The organism is Yoonia sp., assembly GCF_042093035.1.
Classification (GTDB): domain Bacteria; phylum Pseudomonadota; class Alphaproteobacteria; order Rhodobacterales; family Rhodobacteraceae; genus Yoonia.
This window is the reverse complement of record NZ_JBELFI010000017.1, coordinates 1-24,439: the sequence shown is the minus strand read 5'-3', so window position 1 is coordinate 24,439 and position 24,439 is coordinate 1. Positions and strand designations below refer to the sequence as shown.

Below are 24,439 nucleotides of genomic sequence, written 5' to 3'. Positions count from 1 at the left end.
TTTGCGCGATGTTTTATTGCGCCGGAGCAAGGGCAATCTTTGCTGACCTTTCGTCAACTTCATTTTGACGTCACGTTATGTTTACGTGAACGTCAACTTTGATTGTAAGGTGACATTATCACCCGCAAGTGCATGACAAACGAGACATGCACATAGGAATGAGAAGATGACCAAAAAGCTGTTAACCATCCGCGAAATGTGTGACGCGTTCGATGTCACACCACGCACATTGCGCTTTTACGAAGCCAAGGAGCTGCTGTTTCCGGTCCGCGAAGGCCAGAAGCGGTTATTCACCAAACGCGATCGCGCGCGCCTGAAACTGATCCTGCGCGGCAAGCGCTTTGGTTTCTCGCTCGAAGATATCCGACAGTTGCTCGACCTCTACCACATGGGCGACGGGCAAGAGGCACAGCTTTCCAAAACATACGTACTCGCCGAGCAGCACCTTGCCGAAATGGAGGCCCAGAAGGCCGAACTGGAAGAGGCGATCGGTGAACTGAAAGAACAAATGGCTTGGGGCGCAAAGAAGCTCGTCGAATTGGCCAAGAGTAAAACAGCGGCTGCCTGAAGTCGCCGCCTTCACACGAACGACACCACGGAGACACCCGCATGCCGATTTACAACGCACCGACAAAAGACATCCAATTTGTCCTGCATGACCTCCTCAGGATCAGCGAGCAGGATATTGAGGGCTTTGATGAGCTTGACCGGGACTTCACCACTGCGGTTGTCGAAGAGGCAGGCAAGGTGGCGACAGAGGTGCTGCACCCGCTCAACGTGGTTGGTGACAAAGAAGGCTGCGTCATGGAAAACGGCGTGGTACGCACGCCGGCAGGTTTCAAGGAGGCGTTCCAGCAAATGAGGGACGGCGGTTGGACTGCAATGGACTGCGATCCAGAATATGGCGGGCAGGGTCTGCCTTATGTGATTCACACCGCAGCGCAGGAACCTTTCGTTTCCGCCAACATGGCGTTCAACATGTACCAGGGTCTGACCCACGGCGCCTATTCAGCCATTTATGCGCATGGCTCCGCTGAGCAAAAGCAGACATACCTGCCCAAGATGGTCTCTTGCGAATGGACCGGCACAATGAACCTGACAGAGCCGCATTGCGGCACTGATCTGGGTCTGATGCGCACCAAAGCTGTGCCAGACGGCGACGGCTCTTATAAAATCTCCGGCCAGAAGATCTTCATTTCTGCGGGTGAGCACGACATGGCGGAAAATATTATCCACCTTGTTCTGGCGAAAATCCAAGGCGGGCCAGAGGGCATCAAAGGCGTGTCTCTGTTTATCGTGCCAAAATTCCTGGTGAATGAGGACGGCTCTTTGGGGCAGCGCAATAGCGTCTCAGCTGGCAAGATCGAAGAAAAGATGGGTATCCACGGCAATTCGACCTGCGTGATGAACTATGATGAGGCCGAGGGCTATCTGATTGGTGAAGAGCACAAAGGCATGCGCGCCATGTTCACGATGATGAACGAAGCGCGTCTGGGTGTGGGTCTGCAAGGCTACGCGCAGGCGGAAAGTGCTTATCAAAACGCCGTTGCCTACGCCAATGACCGTCTGCAAGGGCGCGATGTGACAGGTGCACAGAACCCAGATGGGCCTGCTGATCCGCTGATCGTGCACCCTGATATTCGGCGCAATCTGATGGATCAGAAATCCTTCACAGAAGGCGCGCGCGCGTTCACGTTCTGGGGGGCATACCTGATCGACCGGGCACACAGGAACCAGGATGCCGATGCCGATGGTCTGATTTCCCTGATGACCCCCGTCATTAAAGGGTTCCTGACCGACAAGGGTTTTGAATACGCCACAGCGGCACAGCAGGTTTACGGCGGGCATGGCTACATCGAAGAATGGGGCATGTCCCAATATGCGCGCGACGCGCGGATTGCAATGATCTACGAGGGGGCCAACGGCGTGCAGGCGCTCGATCTCGTAGGCCGCAAACTGGCGCTGGATGGTGGCAAGCATGTCATGGCGTTTTTCGAGATGATAAAGACATTTGTCAAAGAAAACGAAAGCCATGCGGTGCTGAACAAGGACTTCTTGACGCCGTTGAAAGCAGCATCCAAGGATCTTCAGGCGGCAGGCATGTACTTCATGCAAAACGCAACCAAGCCGAATAACGCACTGTCAGGATCCTATGATTTCATGCATATGATGGGGCACGTCTGCCTTGGCTTGATGTGGGCGCGGATGGCGAAGGCTGCGATGGAAGCGCTCGACAGCGGTGCATCAGATACCGAATTCTACGAGACCAAACTCGCGACAGGTCGCTACTATATGGCCCGCCAACTGCCAGCGACGGCCATGCACCTTGTACGCATCAACACGGGTGGCGACACGGTCATGGCACTGGAGGCGGCAAACTTTTGATCGCTAATGGTAAAGGATAATGCCAAGAACGACCCATGGAAGCCTCCGGCGGGAGTTTTTGGACCAAGATGAAGCCCAAAGCTCCACCCCGGCCATGCTGCAAGAGCCGGGGCTTCACCTTGGACGTCAAGTCGCTCTCCAGCTATTGACGCGGCACCACGATCGCCAAACAGGGTTAACATTTCGTTATGAACGAGAGGCTCTCCCTTCATCTTGGCAAGAAAACTCAAATTCGGATGCCAGCTGCGCATCCGAACCTCTGGGAGGGGGCACATTATGATGAAACTGCATTGCTTCGGCGAAAGCGGAAATGCCTATAAGGTCGCGCTGACACTCACATTGGCCGATGAGGCATGGCTGCCCGTCTATGTCGACTTTTTCAAAGGGGCGACGCGCTCACCCGCGTTCCGTGCCCTCAATGTCATGGGCGAAGTGCCGGTGCTGGAGGATGGCGATCTCATCCTTACACAATCCGGCGTGATCCAGGACTACATCAGTTCCAAGACTGGCAGGCTGGGTGGCAAGTCCGCCGCCGAGCGCCGCGATGTCCTGCGTTGGATGTTCTTTGACAATCACAAGGTGTCCGGCGTTGCAGGGCCTTTGCGTTTCAACATGAACTTCCTGCCCGAAGACAAGCGCAGCGCCGATGTGAACGGCTTTATGGCCATGCGACTGGCCTCTGCGCTGAAGGTCATGGACACGCATCTTGCCGACCGTAATTGGCTGGCGGCCGATGATATCACCATCGCCGATATCGCCTGTGCTGGCTATCTGTTCTACCCCGAACCGTTCACTTTTGATCGCGCGGATTACCCGAATGTCGACCGCTGGCTAGATGCAATCGCCGCACAGCCCGGTTGGAAGCATCCCTATGACCTCATGCCTCGCGCCCTGAACTGACGCGCGAAAATACGGAGACGACAATGACCGAAGCCTATATCTATGACGCGATACGCACCCCACGTGGCAAGGGCCGCAAGGACGGCAGTCTGCATGAGGTGACCTCTGCCCGCCTCTCTGCCGGTGTGCTCAACGAGCTGAAATCCCGCAACAACCTTGAAGGCCACGCCATTGAGGATGTGATCTGGGGCAATGTCACTCAGGTCGCCGAACAGGGTGGCTGCCTTGCGCGGACTGCTGTCCTTGCCTCTGATCTGGATCAGTCGATTCCGGGTTTGTCCATCAACCGGTTCTGCGCCTCTGGCATGGAAGCAGTGAACTTGGCAGCCAACCAAGTCAAAGGCGGCGCAGGCCAGGCCTATATCGCAGGCGGTGTCGAGATGATGGGCCGTGTTGCCATGGGCTCTGATGGGGCTGCGATTGCCGTCGATCCATCCATCGCCATGGACACATACTTTGTGCCGCAAGGTGTCTCTGCGGACATCATTGCTACCGAATATGGTTTCACCCGTGATGACGCCGACCAGCTGGCCATGGAAAGCCAGCAGCGCGCCAAGGCCGCGTGGGACGACAACCGCTTCTCCAATTCCGTTGTGACGGTCCGCGATATTAACGGTCTGCCGATCCTTGATCACGACGAATATATGCGCCCTGAAACCAACATGCAGACGCTCGGTTCACTCAACCCTGCTTTCCAAGCCATGGGCGAAGTCATGCCCGGTTTCGATAAGGTCGCGCTAATGAAGTACCCGCACCTAGAGAAGATCAACCACATCCACCACGCGGGAAACTCGTCCGGTATCGTGGACGGTGCCGCGGGCGTCCTCATTGCCTCCAAGGAATGGGGCGAGGCGATGGGCATCAAACCGCGCGCCGTCATTCGCGCCACAGCCAAGATCGGCACTGATCCAACGATCATGCTGACCGGTCCGGTTCCCGTGACCGAGAAGATCATGAAAGACAGCGGCATGGCGATCAGCGATATCGACCTCTTTGAGGTCAACGAAGCTTTCGCATCGGTCGTGTTGCGTTTCATGCAAGCCTTTGACGTCGACAACTCCAAGGTCAACGTCAACGGCGGTTCCATCGCGATGGGCCACCCGCTGGGTGCCACTGGCGCGATCATCATCGGCACCTTGCTGGATGAGCTAGAGCGCACCGGCAAAAGCACCGGTCTTGCCACACTTTGCATCGCATCCGGCATGGGTGCGGCCACAATCATCGAACGCGTGTAAGGAGCGGCCGATATGACTGATTTTACAATGACAACTGACGCCGATGGCGTTGCGACAATCCTGTGGGACACGATCGGCAAATCCATGAACGTCATGACGCTTGATGCGTGGGACGATCTGGATGCGCTGATCGATCAGGTGCTGGCAGACGATAGCATTAAGGGTGCGATCATAACATCCGGCAAACCCGGCAGCTTTGCGGGTGGTATGGACCTGAAGGTCATTGCCAAGATGAAAGAAATGGCAGGCGACGATCCGGCCAAGGGCTTATTTGACGGCATCATGAATGCCCACCGCATCATGCGCAAAATCGAACGCGCAGGCATGGACCCCAAGACCAACAAAGGCGGCAAGCCGATTGCGGCCGCCCTGCCCGGCACAGCGCTTGGCATTGGTCTTGAGATTCCGCTGTCCTGCCATCGCATCTTTGTGGCCGATAATCCAAAAGCGAAAATCGGTCTGCCAGAGATCCTTGTCGGCATCTTCCCCGGCGCGGGCGGCACCACACGTTTGTCCCGCAAGCTGGGTGCGATGGGCGCATCCCCGCTTTTGCTCGAAGGCAAGCTGAACGACCCCAAAAAAGCGAAGGCTGCGGGTGTGGTTGATGAAGTCGTCCCCGCGGATGACCTACTCTCGGCCGCCAAAGCCTGGGTGCTGTCAGTGCCATTGATCGTGAAGCCTTGGGATGAAAAAGGTTACAAGATGCCCGGCGGCGCGCCGTATCACCCTGCCGGCTTCATGACCTTTGTGGGTGCCTCCGCAATGGTGAACGGCAAGACCCAAGGCGTCTATCCTGCCGCCAAGGCACTGTTGTCATCTGTCTATGAAGGCGCGTTGGTGCCTTTCGACACGGCGCTGAAGATCGAAGCGCGTTGGTTCACAAATGTGCTGATGAACCCCTCCTCCAGCAACATGATCCGCAGCCTCTTTGTGAACAAGGAGGCCTTGGAGAAGGGCGCAAACCGCCCTGAAGCGACAGATCAGAAGGTCCGACAGGTCGGCATCATTGGCGCAGGTATGATGGGTGCAGGCATCGCGCTTGTCTCCGCATTGGCTGGCATACAGGTAGTTTTGATTGACAGCACGCAAGAGGCCGCAGACAAGGGCAAATCATACACTTCGGCCCATCTCGACAAGGGCATGGCGCGCAAAAAGGTCACGCAAGAGAAAAAGGATGCCGTCCTTGGTCTCATCAACGCAACAACAGACTATGACGCGCTCAAGGGCTGTGACCTGATCGTTGAAGCCGTGTTTGAGGACGTTGGCGTCAAGGCCGACGTCACCGCCAAAGTGCAAGCTGTCACTGGCCCTGATTGCATCTTCGCGACCAACACCTCAACCCTCCCCATCACAGAGTTGGCCAAGGCCGCAACGGACGCCGCGAAATTCATCGGTATCCATTTCTTCTCTCCTGTCGACAAGATGCTGCTGGTCGAGATCATCAAAGGCAAAGAGACCGGCAATCTGGCTGTGGCCAAGGCGCTCGACTTTGTGCGCCAGATCAAGAAGACACCGATTGTCGTCAATGACGCGCGCTTCTTCTATGCCAACCGTTGCATAATTCCCTACATCAACGAAGGCATTCGGATGGTGAAAGAAGGCGTAGAACCGGCCCTGATCGAAAACGCCGCAAAGCTTCTTGGAATGCCGCTTGGTCCGCTGCAACTGGTCGATGAAACTTCGGTCGATCTTGGTGTGAAAATTGCCAAGGCTACGAAATCAGCAATGGGCGATGCCTATCCTGATAGCGAAGTGGACGAGGTCCTGTTCTGGATGTTTGACCAAAACCGTCTGGGGCGCAAATCCAACGCGGGCTTCTACAGCTACGACGAAAAGGGCAAGCGCCAGGGACTTTGGCAGGGGCTTTGCGCGCAATACCCGGCGGCTGATGACCAGCCCGACTTGGTCACGGTCCAGCATCGTCTGCTCTTTGCGCAGGTTCTGGAAGCCGTGCGCGCGCTGGAGGAAGGCGTGCTCGAAGATATCCGCGAAGGCGATGTCGGCGCGATCCTCGGCTGGGGCTTTGCACCTTGGTCCGGCGGCCCGTTTAGCTGGCTCGACATGATCGGCGCGCCCTACGCAGCTGAGCGATGCGACCAATTGACCGCAGAATTCGGCGCACGCTTTGCCACTCCCGCTTTGCTGCGTGAGATGGCCGACAAAGGTCAGGATTTCTACAAACGCTTTGGCACGGAGGCAAAAGCTGCCTGATCGCGCATTGGCGCATCCCTGATTGGGGTGCGCCATCTTGCGCAATGCAATTTGCTAGGTTTAACAGTGCTGTCAGGCGCCATTCATTGCACGATGGACCAACGGTGATAACTTAGCTTCTTGGCTAACTATCATGAACATCGCCAGAACCGACCCGTCACCTCACAGGCTGGCTTTCCCGCCAGAATGACCCCTGCAACCTGGTCAAATTTTGAGGCTTTCAAAGTGACGCACTTGGCGCAATACTCGACCTCCAAAGCGACGCAATGCGTGAGGGGGCGACATGGGTTGGATGCGAGACGAAACCGGATTAGGCAAACGCGCGGCAAACTATGTGCCGTTGACACCACTTTCGCACTTGCAACGGGCTGCCTTGATCTTTGCCAACCGCGAGGCGGTGGTCTACGGCACATCTCGGATGACCTATGCGCAATACTTCCGCCGCGTGTCCTGCCTTGCATCCGCGTTGGCAAAGGTCGGTGTGCAACCCGGCGAAGTGGTGGCAACACTTCTCCCCAATATCCCCGCCCAGTCAGAAGCGGCCTTTGGCGTACCCGCCTGCGGTGCAGTGCTGAACACGATCAACACGCGACTGGACGTCGACACGGTCGCCTATATTTTCGAACATGGAGAGGCAAAGGTCGCGCTCGTTGACAGCCAGTTCCTGCCGCTCGCCGTGAACGCAATTGAACTGATGGATGGCGACGGGCCGCGCATTATCGAAGTGCCGGACACGATTGCTGGCGTGCCAGCAATCGGCGCACAACAAGACTACGAAGATTTCCTCGCAACTGGCGACCCCGATTTCGCGTGGATCATGCCAGAGGACGAATGGGAAAGCCTTGCGCTGAACTACACCTCCGGCACAACAGGTCGGCCCAAAGGTGTGGTCTACCATCATCGCGGTGCGTATATGATGACCATGGGCACCCCGATCAGCTGGGAATTGCCGCTCTTCATGCGTTACCTGCAGATTGTGCCCTTGTTTCACTGCAACGGCTGGAATCACACATGGATGATGCCCGCGCTGGGAGGGACAGTTGTCTGCTGCCGGGATATCTCGGCCAAGGCTATCTATGACGCGATTGGCGACGAAAGTGTCACACATTTTGGCGGCGCGCCGATTGTGTTGAACCTTCTGGTGAACGCCAAAGACGACGAACGCCGCGACTTTGACCATATGGTTGAGGTCTTTACCGCAGGTGCGCCGCCCGCACCGGCGACGCTGTCGGCAATTGGCAATCTGGGCTTCAACGTCAAACAGGTCTACGGGCTGACCGAAACCTACGGGCATGTTACCGAATGCATCTGGGATAGCAGCTGGGACAATCTGCCAAAGGAAGACCAAGCCAGTATCAAAGCACGCCAGGGCGTTGCGTTCCCGATCATGGAAGACGTCACCGTGGTCGATGACCAGATGGGACAGGTCAAACGCGACGGAGCGACCCAAGGCGAAATCGTGATGCGCGGCAATGCGGTTATGAAGGGTTATCTCAAAAATCCCGAAGCGACTGAGACAGCCTTCGCGGGCGGTTACTTTCATTCTGAGGACCTCGCCATTCAGCACCCTGACGGGTCCATACAGATCTCTGACCGCGCCAAGGACATCATTATCTCAGGCGGTGAGAACATCAGCTCCGTCGAGGTCGAAGGCGCCTTGATGAACCATCCTGCAGTGAACCTTTGCGCGGTCGTGGCCAAGCCGGATGAAAAATGGGGTGAAGTGCCCTGCGCCTTTGTCGAACTCAAAGAGGGCGCCACGGCGAATGAAACCGAAATGATCGCATTCGCGCGGACACGGCTGGCCGGATTCAAATGCCCCAAGCGCGTGGTCTTTCAGGAATTACCCAAGACCTCGACAGGAAAGATCCAGAAATTTGAACTGCGCGGACGGGCAAAGACCCTTTAGCGCGGCAGCACTGCCGTTTCTCATTCCCCCAAAACTTCCCCCGGAGGGTCCCTCACCCTCTGGGACTTGCCCACGCCGCTGCGCTGTTTCCGACATGACAACACAGCCCGAACACGGTAGAGTTTCGTAAAAAGGCAGTTGGGCAGATGACAGCACTCGATCGATATGTGCGGCTGGAAAGCGACGCGCTCTGGCGCGCCGCACCTGACGCCCAGCGTCGCGACGTGGTGATTGCCTTCGGGGATGCCACTTTGGTTATTTCCGACCAAGCCGGGCGGCCATTGACCCATTGGTCTTTGCCTGCACTGATCCGTCAAAGCCCAGGCGAATTACCCGCCATCTATGCGCCCGATGAGGACGGCAGCGAGCTTTTGGAGATCAGCGACCCGATTATGATCGAAGCCATCGAAGAGGTCCGCAAGGCCTTGGCCAAGGCGCAACCGCATCCCGGAAAGCTGCGGCATTGGCTGACCGGTGGCTTCGTCGGGTTGGCGGTCTTGCTTGGCGTTTTTTGGCTACCGGATGCGCTGATCCGGCAAACGCTTTCGATTGTTCCCAATCCAAAGCGGCAAGAGATCGGCGCACAAATGTTGGGCTATATGGTCCCCCGCACAGGCCCGGTCTGTCAGTCTACCAGAGGAGATATCGCCGCCGCGCGCTTCGCGGAACGCCTGCTGGGGGATGCCCAGTCCAACGCAGTAAAGATTGTCCCTGAACTGAAACAGGGCGCCTTGGCGCTGCCCGGCGGTTTGGTGATTGTTGACGCAAATATTCTGCAACTCTCTGACGATCCTGCGGCAACAGCCGGTTTCATTCTGGCCAGTCGCGCGGCAATCATGCACAGTGATCCGCTGGAGAACCTGCTCATTCAGGAAGGCTTGGGAACGACATTTCGCTTGCTCACAACCGGCAGCATCACCCCGATGATACTGGACCAAAACGCGCAAAACCTGATTACGGCGCAAGCCCCCCAGCCAAACCCGCAGGCATTGGCCGATCTGCTGGCCCAGGCCCAAATTCCGCAGGGGCCCTACGTCGCGGCGTCCGACCAGCGCAGCGGAAATACACCCGACCTGGGGCCTGACCCGTTGCAGGGCCAGCCTGTCCCGCTGATATTGGACGATAGCGACTGGGTCGCGTTACAAAACATCTGCAACTAGTCACTTGGTGCCGAACATCCTGTCGCCAGCATCACCCAGACCGGGCACAATATAGCCCTGCGCATTCAGATGACTGTCAATCGCCGCAGTAACAATTGGTACATCCGGATGTGCCTCTTTCATGCGGGCGATCCCTTCCGGTGCCGCCAGAAGGCACAAAAAGCGGATGTTCCTGGCGCCCGCCTTTTTGAGCAAATCTATCGCCGCCACCGATGAATTGCCCGTCGCAAGCATCGGATCGACGGCTATGACCAAACGGTCGCCGAGCTCCGTCGGCACCTTGAAGTAATATTGCACAGGCTTGAGCGTTTCTTCATCCCGGTACAGTCCGACAAAGCCCACACGGGCCGAAGGGATCAGTTCAAGCACACCATCCAGCAATCCGTTTCCCGCACGCAGGATCGACACCAACGCAAGCTTTTTGCCGTCAATCACCGGTGCGTCCATCGGCTCCAGCGGGGTTTCGATCCGGCGGGTCGTCATCGGCAGACCACGCGTCACCTCATAGGCCAGAAGCTGGCTGATTTCGCGCAAAAGCTGGCGAAACACTGCCGTCGACGTATCCTTCTTGCGCATCAGTGTCAGCTTGTGCTGCACCAGCGGGTGCAGCACATGGGTCACATGATCGGTCATTCTTGAGCCTCCAGTCGTTTAGATACCCGCGCGCGTGTCGCATCATCGCAGAACGCCGCAGCAAGCGCCGTTTCATTCGCTGTGCGGAATGCATCTTCATCCCAGCCGAAGGTGCGATTTAACATCTCATATTCTGCTGTCATCGTTGTATGAAAAAATGGCGGGTCATCGGTTGAGATTGTCACTTTCACACCCGCATCGCGCAGCTCTTCAATCGGATGGCCGGCCCATCCATTCACGGCTTTCAAAACGACATTGGATCCCGGGCAGACCTCAAGCACGATATCATTTTCGAGAATTTCGTCGATCAGGCCCTTATCTTCAATCGCGCCGATCCCGTGACCAATGCGGCTCACTCGCAAGGCCTGGATCGTCTCTTTGACCATCGACGCACCACCCCATTCCCCCGCATGACAGGTCAGCGGCATTCCCGCCTCACGCGCCATGTCAAAGCTATAGGCGTAGTCACCCGGACGTCCGACCATCTCTCCGCCGGCCATGCCGTAGCCGGTAATGAATTCGCCAAATGTCTCTGCGGCGCATTTCGCGGCGGGCTTGCAAGCTTCGGGGCCGAAGTGGCGGATGCCGGTGACAATTCCTTTGAGAGTGATGCCATGTTTGACCTCTGCCTCGGCAGCGGCATCAACCATCGCAGCAAGATAATCTTTCCATGCCGCCAAATCTCCGCCTCCGCAAAAGTCCGGAGACACGAAAGTTTCCATGTAGACCACACCCTGCGCCGCAGTTTCTTCCAGCACGGCCATCGTCAAACGTCGAAAGTCATCAGGGGTTTGCAGCGTTGTGCAGGCCGCCTCATAGACCTTGAGAAAATGATCAAAGTCGCGAAATGCATAGCCGCCTCTGGCATCGAAAATACCGCTGATGTCGATCTTTTTTTCCGCTGCCAGAGCGCGAATAAACGCAGGTGGCGCGCAGCCTTCCAGATGGGTGTGAAGTTCGACTTTGGGCAGAGTTTGGAAACTCATAGAAAGCTCTTTCCTTCGCCAGCGTAGGGCACCTTGAGATGCTTGGCGATACTCGCTGCGACATCCGTAAAATCCAATTGTCCGAGGGATTTCGCCCCAATGCCATGCACCAGCACCGGCACCCGTTCGCGGGTGTGATCCGTGCCGGTCCATGTCGGGTCATTGCCATGGTCTGCGGTGACGATCAACAGATCATTCGCGCGCATTTTCGCCAAGAGCCCGCTTAATTCAAGGTCAAACCATTCCAGATGCCCGGCATAGCCTTTGGGGTCGCGCCGATGCCCGAATTCGCTGTCAAACTCCACCAGATTGGCAAAGACAAAGTCACCATCCGCGGCCTCTTCGGTGAGGTCATGGAGATGCCCCATCAATGCCACATCCTGCCCTTTGCGCAGATCGTCGATCCCGCGCATTGAGAAGATATCACCGATCTTTCCCACCGCGTGTACGCGCCGCCCAGCGTCATGGACGTAATCGCATATCGTGGGTTTGGGTGTTGCGATCGCGAAATCTTTGCGGTTGGCAGTACGGGTGAAGCTTCCGACCTCACCCACAAATGGGCGCGCGATAACCCGCCCGACCTTCATCTCATGCAAGATTGGCGCGATATCCTTGCACAAGGTCAGCAACCGTTCCAAGCCGAAGGTCTCTTCATGTGCTGCGATCTGCAGCACGCTGTCAGCAGACGTATAGCAAATCGGCCAACCGGTTTTCAGATGTGCTTCGCCTTCCTGCTCAAGAATAACGGTGCCGGAGGCATGGCGATTGCCCAAAATCCCCTCCGTGCCTGCCGCCGTACAGATTTGTGCAGTCAGTTCCGGTGGGAACGCAGGGTTGGTATCGGGGAAAGTGTGCCATTCCCACGGGACAGGCACGCCGCCCAATTCCCAATGACCCGATGGCGTGTCTTTGCCGCGCGACACTTCTGTCGCAGCACCCCATGCGCCAGTGGGTGCAGCGTCCAGACCAGGCGGGCGGTCACCGCTGGCAAGCGCAACTGCCGCACCAAGGCCCAACCCATCCAACGTGGGCACCGAAAGCCCCGCGGTTTGAGCGATATGCCCGACCGTATTCGCGCCCGTGTCAGGTACTTCGCCGTTGAAAAATTCAGCCGCGTCTGGCGCGCCACCAATACCCACGCTGTCAATCACGATCAGAAATGCACGCGCCATCAGGTAATCCCATCCACAATGAGCGGCCCATGCGCGCCTGCTTCGCCGATAGAGATCGCCTGTCGGACGGCAACGGCCGCTTCCATCGCGGTTTCCTCGTCGGCAGCATGGAGCACGCAAAGCGGGTCCCCCCGCTCCACCTGTGTGCCCAGTCCGACGACCTCTGACAGGCCAACAGCCGGGTTTACACGGTCGGTTTCCACCTTGCGCCCGCCACCCAGTGCAACAACGGCAAGGCCCAGCGCCTCCCCGTCCATGGCATGGACATGGCCTGATGTTGGCGCTGTGACCTCACCGACCACCGGCGCTTTGGGCAAATGTGTCCGCCAATCAACCGCCATATCTGGCGGCCCGCCCAATGCCGTTATCATATCGGCAAACCGTTCCATTGCGGCCCCTGATGCCAAGGCGGTCCTGACCTTCTCTGCCGCATCCTCTGGCTGTGCCCCATGCATAACCAAGAGGTTCACCGACAAAGCAACGGTCAACTCATGCAAGCGTGGCGCGGCTTTGATATTGCCTGAAAGCAGTTCCATGCAGACTGCGACTTCCAATCCATTGCCCAGCGCTGGCGCAAGCGGTTCACTCATGTCGGTGATGAGGGCCATGGTCTGACAGCCCGCGCCATTGGCGGTGCTGACCAGCGATTGCGCCAGTGCCCTTGCGTCCTCCACCGTTTTCATAAAGGCCCCCGAGCCGCATTTGACGTCCAATATCAGGCCCTCCAAGCCCGCGGCGAGCTTTTTGGACAGGATTGAGGCGGTGATTAAGTCGATGCTCTCCACCGTGGCCGTCACATCACGGATTGCGTAAAGCCGTTTGTCTGCCGGGGCGATGCGCCCGGTAGCACCGACAATCGCACAGCCGACCTCGCGGGTGATCAGCCGCAAGCGGCGTTCCGAGACGTCGATATTCACACCAGGGATCGCTTCAAGTTTGTCGAGCGTGCCGCCCGTATGCCCAAGCCCGCGCCCTGAAATCATCGGCACATAGGCGCCGCAAGCTGCAAGCACCGGCGCCAATATCAACGACACGCAATCACCTACCCCGCCGGTCGAATGCTTGTCCAGCACTGGCCCCGGCAAATCCCATTCCAGCACGTCCCCGCTGTCGCGCATCCCTCTGGTCAGCGCCACACGCCCCTCATCGGACAGGCCGTTCAGCACAACGGCCATTGCAAATGCCCCTGCCTGCGCATCGCTGACCGCACCCGTCGCCAACCCTTGCGCGAACCAGACGAGCGCCTCGGGGTCGGGCGTCTGTTTGCGTCTGACGGCTGCTATGATCGCACGGGCATCCAACTCAGGTGCGGCTCATGTAATCGGCATCGAAGCTGCCCGGCAGCAACCCCGCTACAGTTGTTTCCAAGATAACACCGTCGGTGGTGGCCATGGTCACTTTGACATCGCCGGATGCGAACTCTGCGATTTTCTGGCGGCAACCGCCACATGGGCTGACAGGTTTGGGGCTATCCGCAATCACCGCGATTTCCGCAATCGCTGTGTCACCGCCTGCGACCATCGCGGCGATTGCACCCGCTTCCGCACAGGTCCCTTCCGGGTAGGCCACGTTTTCGACATTGCAGCCTTGATAGACCGTGCCAGAGGTCGCGCGCAAAGCCGCACCCACCTTGAACTTTGAATAAGGGGCGTAGGCGTTCTCGCGTACGGCGCGGGCGCTGTCGATCAGGGACATGGGACCTCCTCGGGCTATTGAAGATCAGATTGAGGCGGGACGCAGCCGGATGCAAGGCCTACCAGCCTGTCTTGAACACGCCGGGCAGCGCCACTTCGAGCAATTCAAGGTCGTGGGAGGGGTCATTGTAGCGCGTTTGCATCCCCGGCGGGATTACGAAGGCATCGCCAGCGGCGAGGCGGTAGGGCTCCTTGCCCTCACCCTCCAGCGTCATCGTCCCTGCCATTACAAAGGTGAAATGAATATCTGCATCATGGCGGGTCCAAGCCGGTTCGCCCTGCCCTTTTCGCAGCACATTCACCCCGGCGACGGCTTGGGTGTTTGCCGCAATCGTGGTGTCTCGGCTGATAAAGCCCGGCAGACGTGCGGTTTCCCAATCCGCCCTGGCACCTTCATTGAAGACAAATCTCTGACCCTGCCATTCGCGATCAGGTCGCAGGTGCGGGGTTGGTAGTGTCATGTCGTGGTCAATCTCGGTGATATGTTCGGCAGGCACACCGATTTCGATCACCTCGATCCCGTCAGAGGCTTCCAAGACGCGGTGCCGGATTTCAGGTGGCTGGATAAAGCAATCACCTGCGGTCAGCCGGATCGGCGGGCCTTGGTCCTCGTAGACGACATCCACCCAACCACGATAGCAAAAGATCAGCTGAAAGCCGACTTTGTGGAAATGCACCATGTCCGGCACCGGGCCGCCATCGGGAATGCGGATATGACTGGCAATGATCGACCCGCCAAGTCTGCTGGGGATCAGGTCGCGGTACTGCATACCAGCGCGTCCAATCACCCATGGGGCTTGATCCGCAAGACGACGCACGACAAACGCGTGATCGGTCTGCGGCATATGAAGGGGCGGGTTCAGCGGGTGGATTTCAATCTTTGTACCCCCCGGTGAGGTCAGTTGCTTTTGCCCATCTGCAAATTCCGGGTCATCGGTCAGGATCCTTAAGGTGGGGTTCACCCCACCGCCCTGATCCAGTCGCACCCGCAGCCCGTGCCCCGAATAAACCGCCACCATTGGATCATCTGCGGGATAAATCATATCCAATCGCATCCCCAGCGTCCCGCCAAAGAACCCCAAATCAGCGCGCAAGTCAGTCGTGCCCAAGCAAACCTCGGCCCTTATTTCTTGAAAATCTGTCATACCCTGCACCCTGTCTTTGCACGGTATTATTTGCAAGAGGTGGCAATACATGATTAATCAACGACAAGATTTCCCTCGCGGAAAGAAAATGGTTTAATATTAAACCATATTTGGAGGAACCGATGACAGACGATGCAAACAACAGCCTGAGACAGGCGGCTCTCGACTATCACAAGTTCCCCAAGCCCGGAAAACTCGAAATTCGTGCGACCAAACCGATGGCCAACGGGCGCGACCTTGCCCGCGCCTATTCCCCAGGCGTGGCAGAGGCCTGCATGGAAATCAAAACAGACCCCGACACCGCACGCGACTATACCGCGCGCGGCAATCTGGTGGCTGTCGTCACGAATGGCTCGGCCGTTCTTGGACTTGGCAACATCGGCGCGCTGGCGTCAAAGCCGGTCATGGAAGGCAAGGCAGTTCTGTTCAAGAAATTCGCGAATATCGATTGTTTTGATATCGAATTGAACGAACCCGATCCTGAAAAGCTGGCAGATATTGTTTGCGCGCTGGAGCCCACATTCGGCGCGATCAACCTTGAAGACATAAAAGCCCCGGACTGCTTTATCGTCGAAAAGCTGTGCCGTGAGCGAATGAATATCCCTGTCTTCCATGACGATCAGCACGGCACCGCAATTGTCGTCGGCGCGGCCGCCTATAACGCGCTGCATGTTGCCGGAAAGAAATTCGAAGACGTCAAGATCGTCAGCACAGGCGGCGGCGCGGCGGGCATTGCCTGCCTCAATATGCTGCTGAAACTGGGCGTGAAACGCGAAAATGTCTATCTTTGCGATATCGAGGGCCTTGTCTATGAAGGCCGCGAAAAGGATATGACGCCGCAGAAGGCGGAATACGCGCAAGGCACAACATCTGCGAAACTCGATGATGTGATCGCTGATGCGGATCTCTTTCTCGGTCTGTCCGGCCCCGGCGTCCTGAAGCCTGACATGGTCAGGAAGATGGCGGCGCGCCCGATTATCTTTGCGCTGGCCAACCCGCATCCTGAAATCAACCCGGAGGATGCGCGTGCGGCTGTGCCCGACGCTATCATCGCGACAGGCCGCAGCGATTTTCCCAATCAGGTCAACAACGTGCTGTGTTTCCCGTTCATCTTCCGCGGAGCGCTCGACGTGGGGGCCACCGAAATCAACGACGAGATGAAAATCGCCTGTGTGGAAGGCATAGCCGCCCTCGCACGGGCCACGACAAGCGCGGAAGCTGCTGCCGCCTATAAAGGTGAGCATTTGACATTCGGGGCCGATTACCTGATCCCCAAGCCCTTTGATCCGCGCCTTATGGGTGTTGTGGCCAGTGCCGTTGCCGGCGCTGCCATCGAAACCGGTGTCGCAAAGCGCCCAGTCGCGGATATGACGCTCTATAAGGCAAAACTTGACGGGTCTGTCTTTAGGTCCGCCATGATTATGCGTCCCGTGTTTGAGGCCGCCCGCACCGCCACACGCACCATCGTGTTTGCCGAAGGCGAGGATGAACGCGTTTTGCGTGCCTCCCAAGCGGTCATGGAAGAAACCACCGATACACCGATCCTGATCGGTCGCCCGGACGTGATTGAACGCCGTTGCGAACGCGCGGGCCTGAAAATTCGCCCCGGTGTCGATTTCAGCATCGTGAACCCCGAAAATGACCCCCGCTATCGTGACTATTGGGAAACCTACCACAACATCATGGCCCGCAAAGGTGTCACCCCTGATCTGGCGAAAGCGATCATGCGCACCAATACCTCAGCGATTGCGGCGGTCATGGTCCACCGTGGCGAGGCCGACAGCATGATTTGCGGAACCTTTGGGCAATACCTTTGGCATCTGAATTATGTCTGTCAGATCCTCGGCGATGAAGTCTATCACCCCACCGCCGCGCTGTCCCTTATGATCCTTGAGGACGGGCCGCTCTTTATTGCAGACACCCAAGTGCATCCGGAGCCGACCCCAAACCAGATCGCCGAGGCCGTTATTGGTGCCGCGCGCCACGTCCGTCGTTTCGGTGTTGATCCAAAGATTGCCCTGTGTTCGCATAGTCAATTTGGCAATCTTGACACCGAAAGCGGCAAGCGGATGCGGGCGGCGATGGAAATTCTCGACAGCGTGCCGCGCGATTTTGACTATGAGGGCGAAATGCATGTGGACGCGGCGCTCGACGTCGAATTGCGCAATCGGGTGTTCCCTGCAGCCCACCTTCCGGGTGCTGCAAATACGCTTGTCTTTGCCAATACCGACGCGGCCTCGGGTGTGCGCAACATCTTGAAAATGAAGGGTGGCGGGCTTGAGGTCGGGCCGATCCTGATGGGGATGGGCAACCGATGTCACATCGTCACCCCCTCGATTACCGCGCGTGGGCTGCTGAACATGTCTGCGGTCGCGGGCACACCGGTTGCGCATTACGGGTAGTCAAGAAGTTTACAGATCTGACCGTCAGGCACGCGGTTCCACTTGCCGCTTCGTCAACGCGTGTTAACAATCTGACCAACATTGTCAGGGAGGACCAAGCATGAGCTATGCAGCCGTTTACAACTCTTGGAAAAACGATCCGGAAGCTTTCTGGATGGATCAGGCGAAGGCGATTGATTGGGTCACCCCCCCGTCCAAGGCGCTCGATGATAGCAAGGCCCCGCTTTACAGTTGGTTTGCCGATGCAGAGGTCAACACTTGCTACAATGCGGTGGACCGGCATGTGGAAAATGGCCGTGGCGATCAGGCGGCGATCATCTATGACAGCCCGATTACCGACAGCAAGGAAACAATCACCTACAGGCAGTTGCAAACCCGTGTGGCAAGCCTTGCGGGCGCCTTGCGGGCAAAGGGTGTGGAAAAAGGCGACCGCGTCATCATCTATATGCCGATGATCCCGCAGGCGCTTGAAGCGATGCTGGCCTGCACACGCATCGGCGCGATCCACTCTGTCGTGTTCGGTGGGTTTGCAGCAAATGAGCTTGCGGTGCGCATTGACGATGCGACCCCGAAGGCCATCATCGCCGCGTCATGCGGGCTCGAGCCGGGGCGCGTTGTGCATTACAAACCGCTTTTGGATGGTGCCATTGAGATGGCGCAACACAAGCCAGACTTCACAGTTATTTATCAACGCAAACAAGAGATTGCGGAATTAATCGCAGGCCGCGATTATGATTGGGCCACTATGCAGGACGGAGCAGAGCCTGCCGATTGCCTGCCCGTGCCGGGCGATCATCCTGCCTATATTCTCTATACCTCTGGTACCACTGGCGCACCGAAAGGTGTCGTGCGTCCGACGGCGGGCCATCTGGTCGCGTTGAACTGGACCATGAAAGCGATCTACAATGTTGATCCGGGTGACGTCTTCTGGGCCGCCTCTGACGTGGGTTGGATCGTCGGGCACTCTTATATTTGCTACGCGCCGCTTATTCACGGCAACACGACCGTCGTCTTTGAGGGCAAGCCCGTTGGCACGCCCGATGCCAGCACGTTCTGGCGTGTAATTGAAGAACATGACGTGAAGGCTTTCTTCACAGCACCTACCGCTCTACGCGCGATCAAACGTGAAGACCCCAAGGGTGAATTGGTGAAGCAATATGATATTTCCGGCCTGCGCGCGCTCTATCTTGCGGGTGAACGGGCTGACCCGGACACGATCGAATGGGCGCAGCGTGTGATGAACGTGCCCGTCTACGACCACTGGTGGCAAACAGAGACCGGCTATACGATCGCGGGTAACCCCGCAGGGATCGAAGCGCTTCCCGTTAAAATCGGCTCTCCAACAGTCGCCATGCCCGGCTACGACGTGCAAATCCTCGACGATGCGGGTCATCCCGTCGCCACCGGTGAGCTGGGCGCAATTGCCGTCAAACTCCCCCTGCCCCCCGGCACGCTGCCGACACTCTGGAACGCGGAGGATCGCTTTATCAAGTCCTACCTCAACACTTTCCCCGGCTACTATGAAACCGGCGATGCGGGCATGATTGATGAGGACGGCTACCTCTATATCATGGCACGGACAGATGACGTGATTAACGTGGCAGGCCACAGGCTTTCGACCGGTGCGATGGAAGAAGTTCTCGCCGGGCATCCTGATATCGCGGAATGCGCGGTAATTGGCGTGACCGATCAGCTTAAGGGGCAACTGCCGATGGGGTTTGTCTGCCTCAACAATGGCTGCGCACGCAGCCACGATGAAATCGCCAGAGAGGTGGTCACTTCCGTGCGCGAAAAAATCGGACCGGTTGCCGCGTTCAAACTGGTTGCAGTGGTGGACCGGCTGCCAAAAACGCGCTCTGGCAAGATCCTGCGCGGCACGATGGTGAAGATCGCTGATAGTGAAGCGTATAAAATGCCTGCGACGATTGACGATCCGGCGATTTTGGATGAGATCAAAGAAGCGCTGATCCCGATGGGCTACGCGGGCGGATAAAGCACCTATTTATCTGCCATTTGATTGCTTTTCGACCGAGGCCCAACCTTTCTGAATGCGACAAACGAAACAAATACTGCGTGGCTGCTTCGCGACATATTGCCTTGGCGTAATCGTTCTGCTTGCGATGGAAATTCCATTGGTGCTGGAAGGGCGCACGCTATTCGGCCTATGGGATACGCTTGTCATCTTTGTGGTTTAAGGCGGGCTACTCGCGGCCTTTATAACGGCGGCGATTATCGCCGTCTGGGCTGTTCTTGCGAAACACCAGTCCAATGTCATCTTTCCCTTCGCCCCTGGCACCGCAATCCTGCTCTTCGGGCTGCCACTCATGCTTGGTTCCGGCGCAGGGGGCGCCGTGACTGGCCTGATGATGGGCACTATAGCGGGCACGCATTTCTGGATTTGGGCATTTGGAGCGCAATGGCGTGTCAAACTGCATTTTGGTGAGCGCCCGATCTAGCCAACCCCGCCAAATCGACCAAGCGCATTTGATCTATTCCGGCATGAGAACGTGCCAAATCACGCATATCGTCAAGCAAACTGCTCTCTAATCAACCGTTCCTCCAGCCCATGCCCGGGGTCGAAGAGTATCCGGTGCCGCACCTTCGGCTCAGAACGGATTTCAACGCTGACGACATCGCGCACGGACGCACCATCCGCATCAGCCATGACAGGCCGTTTTTGTGGATCAATCACATCAAAACGAACTACCGCGCTCTTTTGCAGCAAAGCGCCGCGCCAGCGCCTTGGCCGAAATGCTGACATTGCCGTCAACGCCAGTACGTCAGATCCGATCGGCAAAATCGGGCCATGTGCAGAATAGTTATAGGCCGTCGATCCCGCCGGTGTGGCCACAAGCGCGCCATCGCAAACCAGTTCATTCATCCGCAATTTGTAATCCACCGTTATGCGCAATTTTGCAGCCTGTGGGCCCGCACGCAAAAGGCTGACTTCATTGATCGCGAGCGCCTCATGCACCGCACCATCTACGGTCATCGCCGTCATGGTGAGCGGGTTAATGACTTCTTCCTCGGCTTCATCCAGACGTTGGGGCAAATCCTCTGCGTGAAACGCATTCATCAAGAAGCCGACTGTGCCACGGTTCATGCCGTAAACCGGTACATCCAGACCTTGGGTCGCGTGCAGGGTTTCAAGCATGAAGCCATCACCGCCCAATGCGACAATAGCATCCGCTTCCGCCTGCGGCGCATCGCCATGCGCCTGCGACAAGGCGCGCAAGGCCGTTTGCGCAATTGGCACCGGGCTTGCGGTAAATGCGATCTTGGGGCGGGGCATGGCACGTTTATCCTTGATTTCCATCAAGTTGTGCGGTGATCGGGTCCGAAACGCAAGTCGCCGATGAGAAACAGTTTTTGCCGCCTGCATAAAGATCATGGTCATTTTGATGCTTTAGCCCCCAGTTCCAATACGCTATGAGAGCGCCAAGACAACTTTTGCCACCTGGCCCAAGGGGAACATACCAATGAATGTCAAAGTCCGCGACGATGGCTTTTTCACCGAAAAGCTCGCGACACGCGATCCGGCGCTACACGCCGCCATGCAAGCCGAACTAGGGCGCCAGCGCAAAGAGATTGAGCTGATCGCATCCGAAAACATCGTTTCTGCCGCCGTGATGGAAGCCCAAGGCGGTGTGATGACCAACAAATACGCGGAAGGCTATCCGGGCCGTCGTTATTACGGTGGTTGCCAGCACGTCGATGTGGCCGAAAACCTTGCCATTGAACGGGCCTGCCAGCTCTTTGATTGCGGCTTTGCGAATGTGCAGCCGAATTCCGGCTCGCAGGCCAATCAGGGTGTGTTTCAGGCGCTCTTGCAGCCGGGCGATACGATATTGGGCATGTCGCTTGATGCCGGAGGTCACCTGACCCACGGGGCAAAGCCGAACCAATCGGGCAAATGGTTCAATGCGGTGCAATACGGCGTGCGCAAGCAAGACAGTATACTCGATTATGACGAAGTGCAGCGACTTGCGACCGAACATCATCCCAAAATGATTATCGCCGGCGGCTCCGCCATTCCCCGGATCATTGATTTCGCCAAAATGCGCGAGATTGCCGACAGCGTGGGTGCCTATCTGCTGGTCGATATGGCCCATTTTGCCGGATTGGTCGCGGCAGATCTCTACCCATCGCCTTTCCCGCACGCGCATGTGGCGACAACGACAACGCATAAAACCCTGCGCGGTCCGCGCGGTGGTATGATCCTGACCAACGACGAGGCGATCGCGAAGAAGTGCAACTCTGCCATCTTCCCCGGCATCCAAGGAGGCCCGTTGATGCATGTCATCGCAGGCAAAGCGGTGGCATTCGGCGAAGCCCTGCGACCGGAGTTCAAATCGTACCAGGAGCAGGTTATCAAGAACGCACAAGCGCTGGCCGATCAGCTGATGAAAGGCGGGCTTGATATCGTCACAGGCGGCACTGACACCCATGTGATGCTGGTTGACTTGCGCCCGAAAGGCGTGAAAGGCAACGCAACCGAAAAAGCGTTGGAGCGGGCGCATATCACGTGCAACAAAAACGGCATCCCGTTTGATCCGGAAAAACCAATGGTGACATCCGGCATCCGTCTAGGATCACCAGCCGGCACAACGCGCGGATTTGGCGATGCCGAATTCCGCCAGATTGCTGATTGGATTGTGGAAGTCACCGAAGGTCTGGCCGCAAACGGTGCTGAAAACAACGGCACGGTTGAGGCAAAAGTCCGCGCTGAGGTCGAAGCACTCTGCGATCTCTTCCCACTCTATCCGAACCTCTAGATCGACAACAGCGCGGCCCGCGCAATACCAAGGTGCGGGCCGCTTCTTCATCTTGGCTAAAAACTCCCGCCGGAGGCATCCTGAAGGCACATTCAAACGCCAGGAGGCGGCGGCTAGACAAATCCGCGCTGAACCAGAACAAAAAGCAAAATGATCCCCGTCACAAGCATTGCGAAAGCAATCGATGCGACGACCCCTAAGATCATCGTCCATCGTTCAGCAGCGAGATCGACGGTCTCAAGATACGCTAAGACACTGCGGCGTGCTTTTGTCGCCCGCCCCATATCGACCTGCGCGGCGCGTTTGGGGTGAGCGTCCAGCTGCTGCGCCTCAATAAGATAGGTCAGATCACGACGTATATGGCGCGGCAGCCTGCGCCCGGCTTTCCGCATCTGCACAGCCAGTGTCTTGCCGCGCACCCGCAACCGGGCCGCCAGCCCCTCACGCACATCGGCTACAATTGTATCAAGCGTCATTGTCATGGCTGGGCGCTTACGACCTCGCGGGGAAATGCTCAATCCCTCTGGCGCTCGCGCGCTTGGAAGGCTAGCAACAGATGCATGTTGAACACGGTGATATATGATGGCCCGGCGGGTACTCCGCTTTTGATCGCCCACGGGCTGTTTGGATCAGCGCGCAATTGGGGCGTGATCGCAAAGCGGCTGTCGGTCACGCGCCCAGTGATCGCGGTCGATATGCGCAACCATGGGCAAAGTCCTTGGCATGACAGTCACGCCTATGCAGATTTGGCGGGCGATCTGGCGGACGTCATGGATCGGCCGATGGATGTCTTGGGCCATTCAATGGGCGGCAAGGCCGCGATGGTCCTGGCGTTGCAGGCGCCCGCACTGGTGCGACGGCTGATCGTCGCTGATATTGCGCCGGTGACCTATACGCATTCACAAGACGGGCCGATTGAAGCAATGCGACGGGTCGATCTGGCGGGTATTTCGTCGCGCACTGATGCCAAGGCGCAACTGAGCGAACTGGAACCCGGCGTTGCGGAATTTCTACTGCAAAGCCTTGATATGACAGCCCGCAAGTGGCGGCTTAACATTGATGTGCTGGCCGCCGAGATGGACAAGATCATCGGCTTTCCTGAGATCGCTGGCATCTTTGAAGGCCCCGCGCTCTTTCTGTCCGGCGCGCAATCGGACTATGTGCAGCCAGAGGCGCGCCCCAAGATCAAAACCCGCTTCCCGAAGGCCAAATTCGCGAAAATCCCCGGAGCGGGACATTGGCTACATGCCGAAAAACCGCGCGAATTCGAAGCGGCGGTGGCGGCTTTTCTGGCCTAACCACAGCACCCCTTGCCGAGGCAGGGGTCCACCGCTATTTTGCTCCTCAACAGTTCTACAAATGAGGTTACCATGATCCGTATCGCCCTTCTCCTCGCCGTACTCGGCCTGTCCGCTTGTGAAACAACCAAAGGTCTGGGCCGTGATATCACGGCTGCCGGCAACGCGGTGGATTCCGCGCTTTAGGCGGGAGATGGCGCGTCGTTGGTGGCGCGACGCTTATACCCAAAGAGATCATTTAGATTGCTGACACCACGACTGTTCCGACGGGCAGGAAGCGAAGCGCCCGCCCCGTGGGGGTGGGTGAGGCCCGTCTTGGAATTACTCCAGTGGAGCAATTCAGGGACGAGCGGGCAAAGCCCCGGACACGGGCGCTGCCAAATCTTTGATTTGGCAATAGAGGCTATAGGTTAGTTTCACCCATCCATCTTTAGCGCCGAAATAAACGCCTCCTGCGGGATATCCACTTTCCCGAACTGCCGCATCTTCTTTTTCCCGGCCTTCTGCTTGTCCAGAAGCTTGCGCTTGCGCGTC

General features: G+C 57.5%; 23 protein-coding genes. 14 read left to right on the top strand and 9 right to left on the bottom strand.

Features of this window, described 5'->3' with window-relative positions; all coding sequences use genetic code 11:
• The first annotated feature begins 166 nt into the window (after window positions 1–166).
• The 7 genes from ACFDSS_RS04355 to ACFDSS_RS04325 all read left to right on the top strand — a co-directional run bounded on the left by ACFDSS_RS04355 (window position 167) and on the right by ACFDSS_RS04325 (window position 9,800).
• A complete protein-coding gene (locus tag ACFDSS_RS04355) occupies window positions 167–568 on the top strand; it encodes a MerR family DNA-binding transcriptional regulator (RefSeq protein ID WP_375254542.1) in 402 nt (133 codons plus the stop codon).
• 41 nt (window positions 569–609) lie between these two features.
• On the top strand, window positions 610–2,385 hold the full coding sequence (locus ACFDSS_RS04350) for an acyl-CoA dehydrogenase C-terminal domain-containing protein (protein WP_375254541.1): 1,776 nt from the start codon (window positions 610–612) through the stop codon (window positions 2,383–2,385).
• 279 nt (window positions 2,386–2,664) lie between these two features.
• Entirely contained in the window at window positions 2,665–3,285 is a 621-nt protein-coding gene (locus tag ACFDSS_RS04345) for a glutathione S-transferase family protein (protein WP_375254551.1), read from the top strand.
• Between the two features lie 23 nt (window positions 3,286–3,308).
• Window positions 3,309–4,520 (top strand): acetyl-CoA C-acetyltransferase, encoded by a 1,212-nt coding sequence (locus ACFDSS_RS04340; protein ID WP_375254540.1) that lies wholly within the window; start codon window positions 3,309–3,311, stop codon window positions 4,518–4,520.
• 12 nt (window positions 4,521–4,532) lie between these two features.
• Window positions 4,533–6,731 carry a 3-hydroxyacyl-CoA dehydrogenase NAD-binding domain-containing protein gene (locus ACFDSS_RS04335; RefSeq protein WP_375254539.1) on the top strand — a complete coding sequence of 733 codons (2,199 nt, stop codon included), beginning with the start codon at window positions 4,533–4,535 and terminating at the stop codon, window positions 6,729–6,731.
• A gap of 283 nt (window positions 6,732–7,014) precedes the next feature.
• A complete protein-coding gene (locus ACFDSS_RS04330) occupies window positions 7,015–8,640 on the top strand; it encodes an AMP-binding protein (RefSeq protein ID WP_375254538.1) in 1,626 nt (541 codons plus the stop codon).
• A 146-nt stretch (window positions 8,641–8,786) separates the two neighbouring features.
• Window positions 8,787–9,800 (top strand): hypothetical protein, encoded by a 1,014-nt coding sequence (locus tag ACFDSS_RS04325; protein WP_375254537.1) that lies wholly within the window; start codon window positions 8,787–8,789, stop codon window positions 9,798–9,800.
• Here ACFDSS_RS04325 and upp read toward each other — a convergent pair whose 3' ends face one another.
• From upp to ACFDSS_RS04295, 6 genes are read right to left on the bottom strand one after another with little or no spacing between them, the layout of a single operon-like run.
• Window positions 9,801–10,433: a uracil phosphoribosyltransferase gene (gene upp / locus ACFDSS_RS04320; RefSeq protein ID WP_375254536.1), complete on the bottom strand. Its 633-nt coding sequence runs from the start codon at window positions 10,431–10,433 to the stop codon at window positions 9,801–9,803.
• On the bottom strand, window positions 10,430–11,419 hold the full coding sequence (locus ACFDSS_RS04315; RefSeq protein WP_375254535.1) for an adenosine deaminase: 990 nt from the start codon (window positions 11,417–11,419) through the stop codon (window positions 10,430–10,432). Before ACFDSS_RS04315 ends, upp begins: the two co-directional genes overlap by 4 nt.
• Window positions 11,416–12,591 (bottom strand): phosphopentomutase, encoded by a 1,176-nt coding sequence (locus ACFDSS_RS04310; RefSeq protein WP_375254534.1) that lies wholly within the window; start codon window positions 12,589–12,591, stop codon window positions 11,416–11,418. The genes ACFDSS_RS04315 and ACFDSS_RS04310 overlap by 4 nt, the downstream gene beginning before the upstream one ends.
• On the bottom strand, window positions 12,591–13,892 hold the full coding sequence (locus ACFDSS_RS04305; protein ID WP_375254533.1) for a thymidine phosphorylase: 1,302 nt from the start codon (window positions 13,890–13,892) through the stop codon (window positions 12,591–12,593). The genes ACFDSS_RS04310 and ACFDSS_RS04305 overlap by 1 nt, the downstream gene beginning before the upstream one ends.
• A gap of 1 nt (window position 13,893) precedes the next feature.
• On the bottom strand, window positions 13,894–14,286 hold the full coding sequence (locus ACFDSS_RS04300) for a cytidine deaminase (protein WP_375254532.1): 393 nt from the start codon (window positions 14,284–14,286) through the stop codon (window positions 13,894–13,896).
• Window positions 14,287–14,344: 58 nt separating this feature from the next.
• On the bottom strand, window positions 14,345–15,430 hold the full coding sequence (locus ACFDSS_RS04295) for a cupin domain-containing protein (protein WP_375254531.1): 1,086 nt from the start codon (window positions 15,428–15,430) through the stop codon (window positions 14,345–14,347).
• Between the two features lie 122 nt (window positions 15,431–15,552).
• Here ACFDSS_RS04295 and ACFDSS_RS04290 point away from each other — a divergent pair, with 122 nt between their 5' ends.
• The 4 genes from ACFDSS_RS04290 (at window position 15,553) to ACFDSS_RS04275 (ending at window position 20,288) form a co-directional block, all read left to right on the top strand.
• Window positions 15,553–17,832, top strand: coding sequence for an NADP-dependent malic enzyme (locus tag ACFDSS_RS04290; protein ID WP_375254530.1), 2,280 nt, complete (start codon window positions 15,553–15,555; stop codon window positions 17,830–17,832).
• A gap of 100 nt (window positions 17,833–17,932) precedes the next feature.
• Entirely contained in the window at window positions 17,933–19,825 is a 1,893-nt protein-coding gene (gene prpE, locus ACFDSS_RS04285; RefSeq protein WP_375254529.1) for a propionate-CoA ligase PrpE, read from the top strand.
• A 55-nt stretch (window positions 19,826–19,880) separates the two neighbouring features.
• A complete protein-coding gene (locus ACFDSS_RS04280) occupies window positions 19,881–20,027 on the top strand; it encodes a hypothetical protein (RefSeq protein ID WP_375254528.1) in 147 nt (48 codons plus the stop codon).
• A gap of 129 nt (window positions 20,028–20,156) precedes the next feature.
• The gene (locus ACFDSS_RS04275; RefSeq protein WP_375254527.1) at window positions 20,157–20,288 is read left to right on the top strand and encodes a hypothetical protein; all 132 of its coding nucleotides are present in this window, start codon (window positions 20,157–20,159) and stop codon (window positions 20,286–20,288) included.
• Between the two features lie 71 nt (window positions 20,289–20,359).
• Here ACFDSS_RS04275 and ACFDSS_RS04270 read toward each other — a convergent pair whose 3' ends face one another.
• Window positions 20,360–21,124 carry an NAD kinase gene (locus ACFDSS_RS04270; RefSeq protein WP_375254526.1) on the bottom strand — a complete coding sequence of 255 codons (765 nt, stop codon included), beginning with the start codon at window positions 21,122–21,124 and terminating at the stop codon, window positions 20,360–20,362.
• Window positions 21,125–21,311: 187 nt separating this feature from the next.
• Here ACFDSS_RS04270 and glyA point away from each other — a divergent pair, with 187 nt between their 5' ends.
• Window positions 21,312–22,607 carry a serine hydroxymethyltransferase gene (gene glyA, locus ACFDSS_RS04265; RefSeq protein WP_375254525.1) on the top strand — a complete coding sequence of 432 codons (1,296 nt, stop codon included), beginning with the start codon at window positions 21,312–21,314 and terminating at the stop codon, window positions 22,605–22,607.
• Window positions 22,608–22,720: 113 nt separating this feature from the next.
• Here glyA and ACFDSS_RS04260 read toward each other — a convergent pair whose 3' ends face one another.
• Window positions 22,721–23,083 (bottom strand): hypothetical protein, encoded by a 363-nt coding sequence (locus tag ACFDSS_RS04260; RefSeq protein WP_375254524.1) that lies wholly within the window; start codon window positions 23,081–23,083, stop codon window positions 22,721–22,723.
• Window positions 23,084–23,167: 84 nt separating this feature from the next.
• On the opposite strand from ACFDSS_RS04260, the gene ACFDSS_RS04255 reads away from it, so the two are divergent.
• Together ACFDSS_RS04255 and ACFDSS_RS04250 are read left to right on the top strand one after the other, a co-directional pair.
• Window positions 23,168–23,905 carry an alpha/beta fold hydrolase gene (locus ACFDSS_RS04255; RefSeq protein WP_375254523.1) on the top strand — a complete coding sequence of 246 codons (738 nt, stop codon included), beginning with the start codon at window positions 23,168–23,170 and terminating at the stop codon, window positions 23,903–23,905.
• A 72-nt stretch (window positions 23,906–23,977) separates the two neighbouring features.
• Window positions 23,978–24,091, top strand: a complete 114-nt coding sequence (locus ACFDSS_RS04250; RefSeq protein WP_375254522.1) for an entericidin, EcnA/B family — start codon at window positions 23,978–23,980, stop codon at window positions 24,089–24,091.
• A gap of 230 nt (window positions 24,092–24,321) precedes the next feature.
• Here ACFDSS_RS04250 and ACFDSS_RS04245 read toward each other — a convergent pair.
• A partial coding sequence (locus ACFDSS_RS04245) for a hypothetical protein (RefSeq protein ID WP_375254550.1) occupies window positions 24,322–24,439 on the bottom strand: 118 nt, incomplete at its 5' end.

Coding starts and splice junctions, on each gene's coding strand:
- ACFDSS_RS04355 (WP_375254542.1), top strand. CDS start 167: ATGACCAAAAAGCTGTTAACCATCCGCGAAATGTGTGACGCGTTCGAT.
- ACFDSS_RS04350 (WP_375254541.1), top strand. CDS start 610: ATGCCGATTTACAACGCACCGACAAAAGACATCCAATTTGTCCTGCAT.
- ACFDSS_RS04345 (WP_375254551.1), top strand. CDS start 2,665: ATGAAACTGCATTGCTTCGGCGAAAGCGGAAATGCCTATAAGGTCGCG.
- ACFDSS_RS04340 (WP_375254540.1), top strand. CDS start 3,309: ATGACCGAAGCCTATATCTATGACGCGATACGCACCCCACGTGGCAAG.
- ACFDSS_RS04335 (WP_375254539.1), top strand. CDS start 4,533: ATGACTGATTTTACAATGACAACTGACGCCGATGGCGTTGCGACAATC.
- ACFDSS_RS04330 (WP_375254538.1), top strand. CDS start 7,015: ATGGGTTGGATGCGAGACGAAACCGGATTAGGCAAACGCGCGGCAAAC.
- ACFDSS_RS04325 (WP_375254537.1), top strand. CDS start 8,787: ATGACAGCACTCGATCGATATGTGCGGCTGGAAAGCGACGCGCTCTGG.
- upp (WP_375254536.1), bottom strand. CDS start 10,433: ATGACCGATCATGTGACCCATGTGCTGCACCCGCTGGTGCAGCACAAG.
- ACFDSS_RS04315 (WP_375254535.1), bottom strand. CDS start 11,419: ATGAGTTTCCAAACTCTGCCCAAAGTCGAACTTCACACCCATCTGGAA.
- ACFDSS_RS04310 (WP_375254534.1), bottom strand. CDS start 12,591: ATGGCGCGTGCATTTCTGATCGTGATTGACAGCGTGGGTATTGGTGGC.
- ACFDSS_RS04300 (WP_375254532.1), bottom strand. CDS start 14,286: ATGTCCCTGATCGACAGCGCCCGCGCCGTACGCGAGAACGCCTACGCC.
- ACFDSS_RS04295 (WP_375254531.1), bottom strand. CDS start 15,430: ATGACAGATTTTCAAGAAATAAGGGCCGAGGTTTGCTTGGGCACGACT.
- ACFDSS_RS04290 (WP_375254530.1), top strand. CDS start 15,553: ATGACAGACGATGCAAACAACAGCCTGAGACAGGCGGCTCTCGACTAT.
- prpE (WP_375254529.1), top strand. CDS start 17,933: ATGAGCTATGCAGCCGTTTACAACTCTTGGAAAAACGATCCGGAAGCT.
- ACFDSS_RS04280 (WP_375254528.1), top strand. CDS start 19,881: ATGCGACAAACGAAACAAATACTGCGTGGCTGCTTCGCGACATATTGC.
- ACFDSS_RS04275 (WP_375254527.1), top strand. CDS start 20,157: ATGCTTGGTTCCGGCGCAGGGGGCGCCGTGACTGGCCTGATGATGGGC.
- ACFDSS_RS04270 (WP_375254526.1), bottom strand. CDS start 21,124: ATGCCCCGCCCCAAGATCGCATTTACCGCAAGCCCGGTGCCAATTGCG.
- glyA (WP_375254525.1), top strand. CDS start 21,312: ATGAATGTCAAAGTCCGCGACGATGGCTTTTTCACCGAAAAGCTCGCG.
- ACFDSS_RS04260 (WP_375254524.1), bottom strand. CDS start 23,083: ATGACGCTTGATACAATTGTAGCCGATGTGCGTGAGGGGCTGGCGGCC.
- ACFDSS_RS04255 (WP_375254523.1), top strand. CDS start 23,168: ATGTTGAACACGGTGATATATGATGGCCCGGCGGGTACTCCGCTTTTG.
- ACFDSS_RS04250 (WP_375254522.1), top strand. CDS start 23,978: ATGATCCGTATCGCCCTTCTCCTCGCCGTACTCGGCCTGTCCGCTTGT.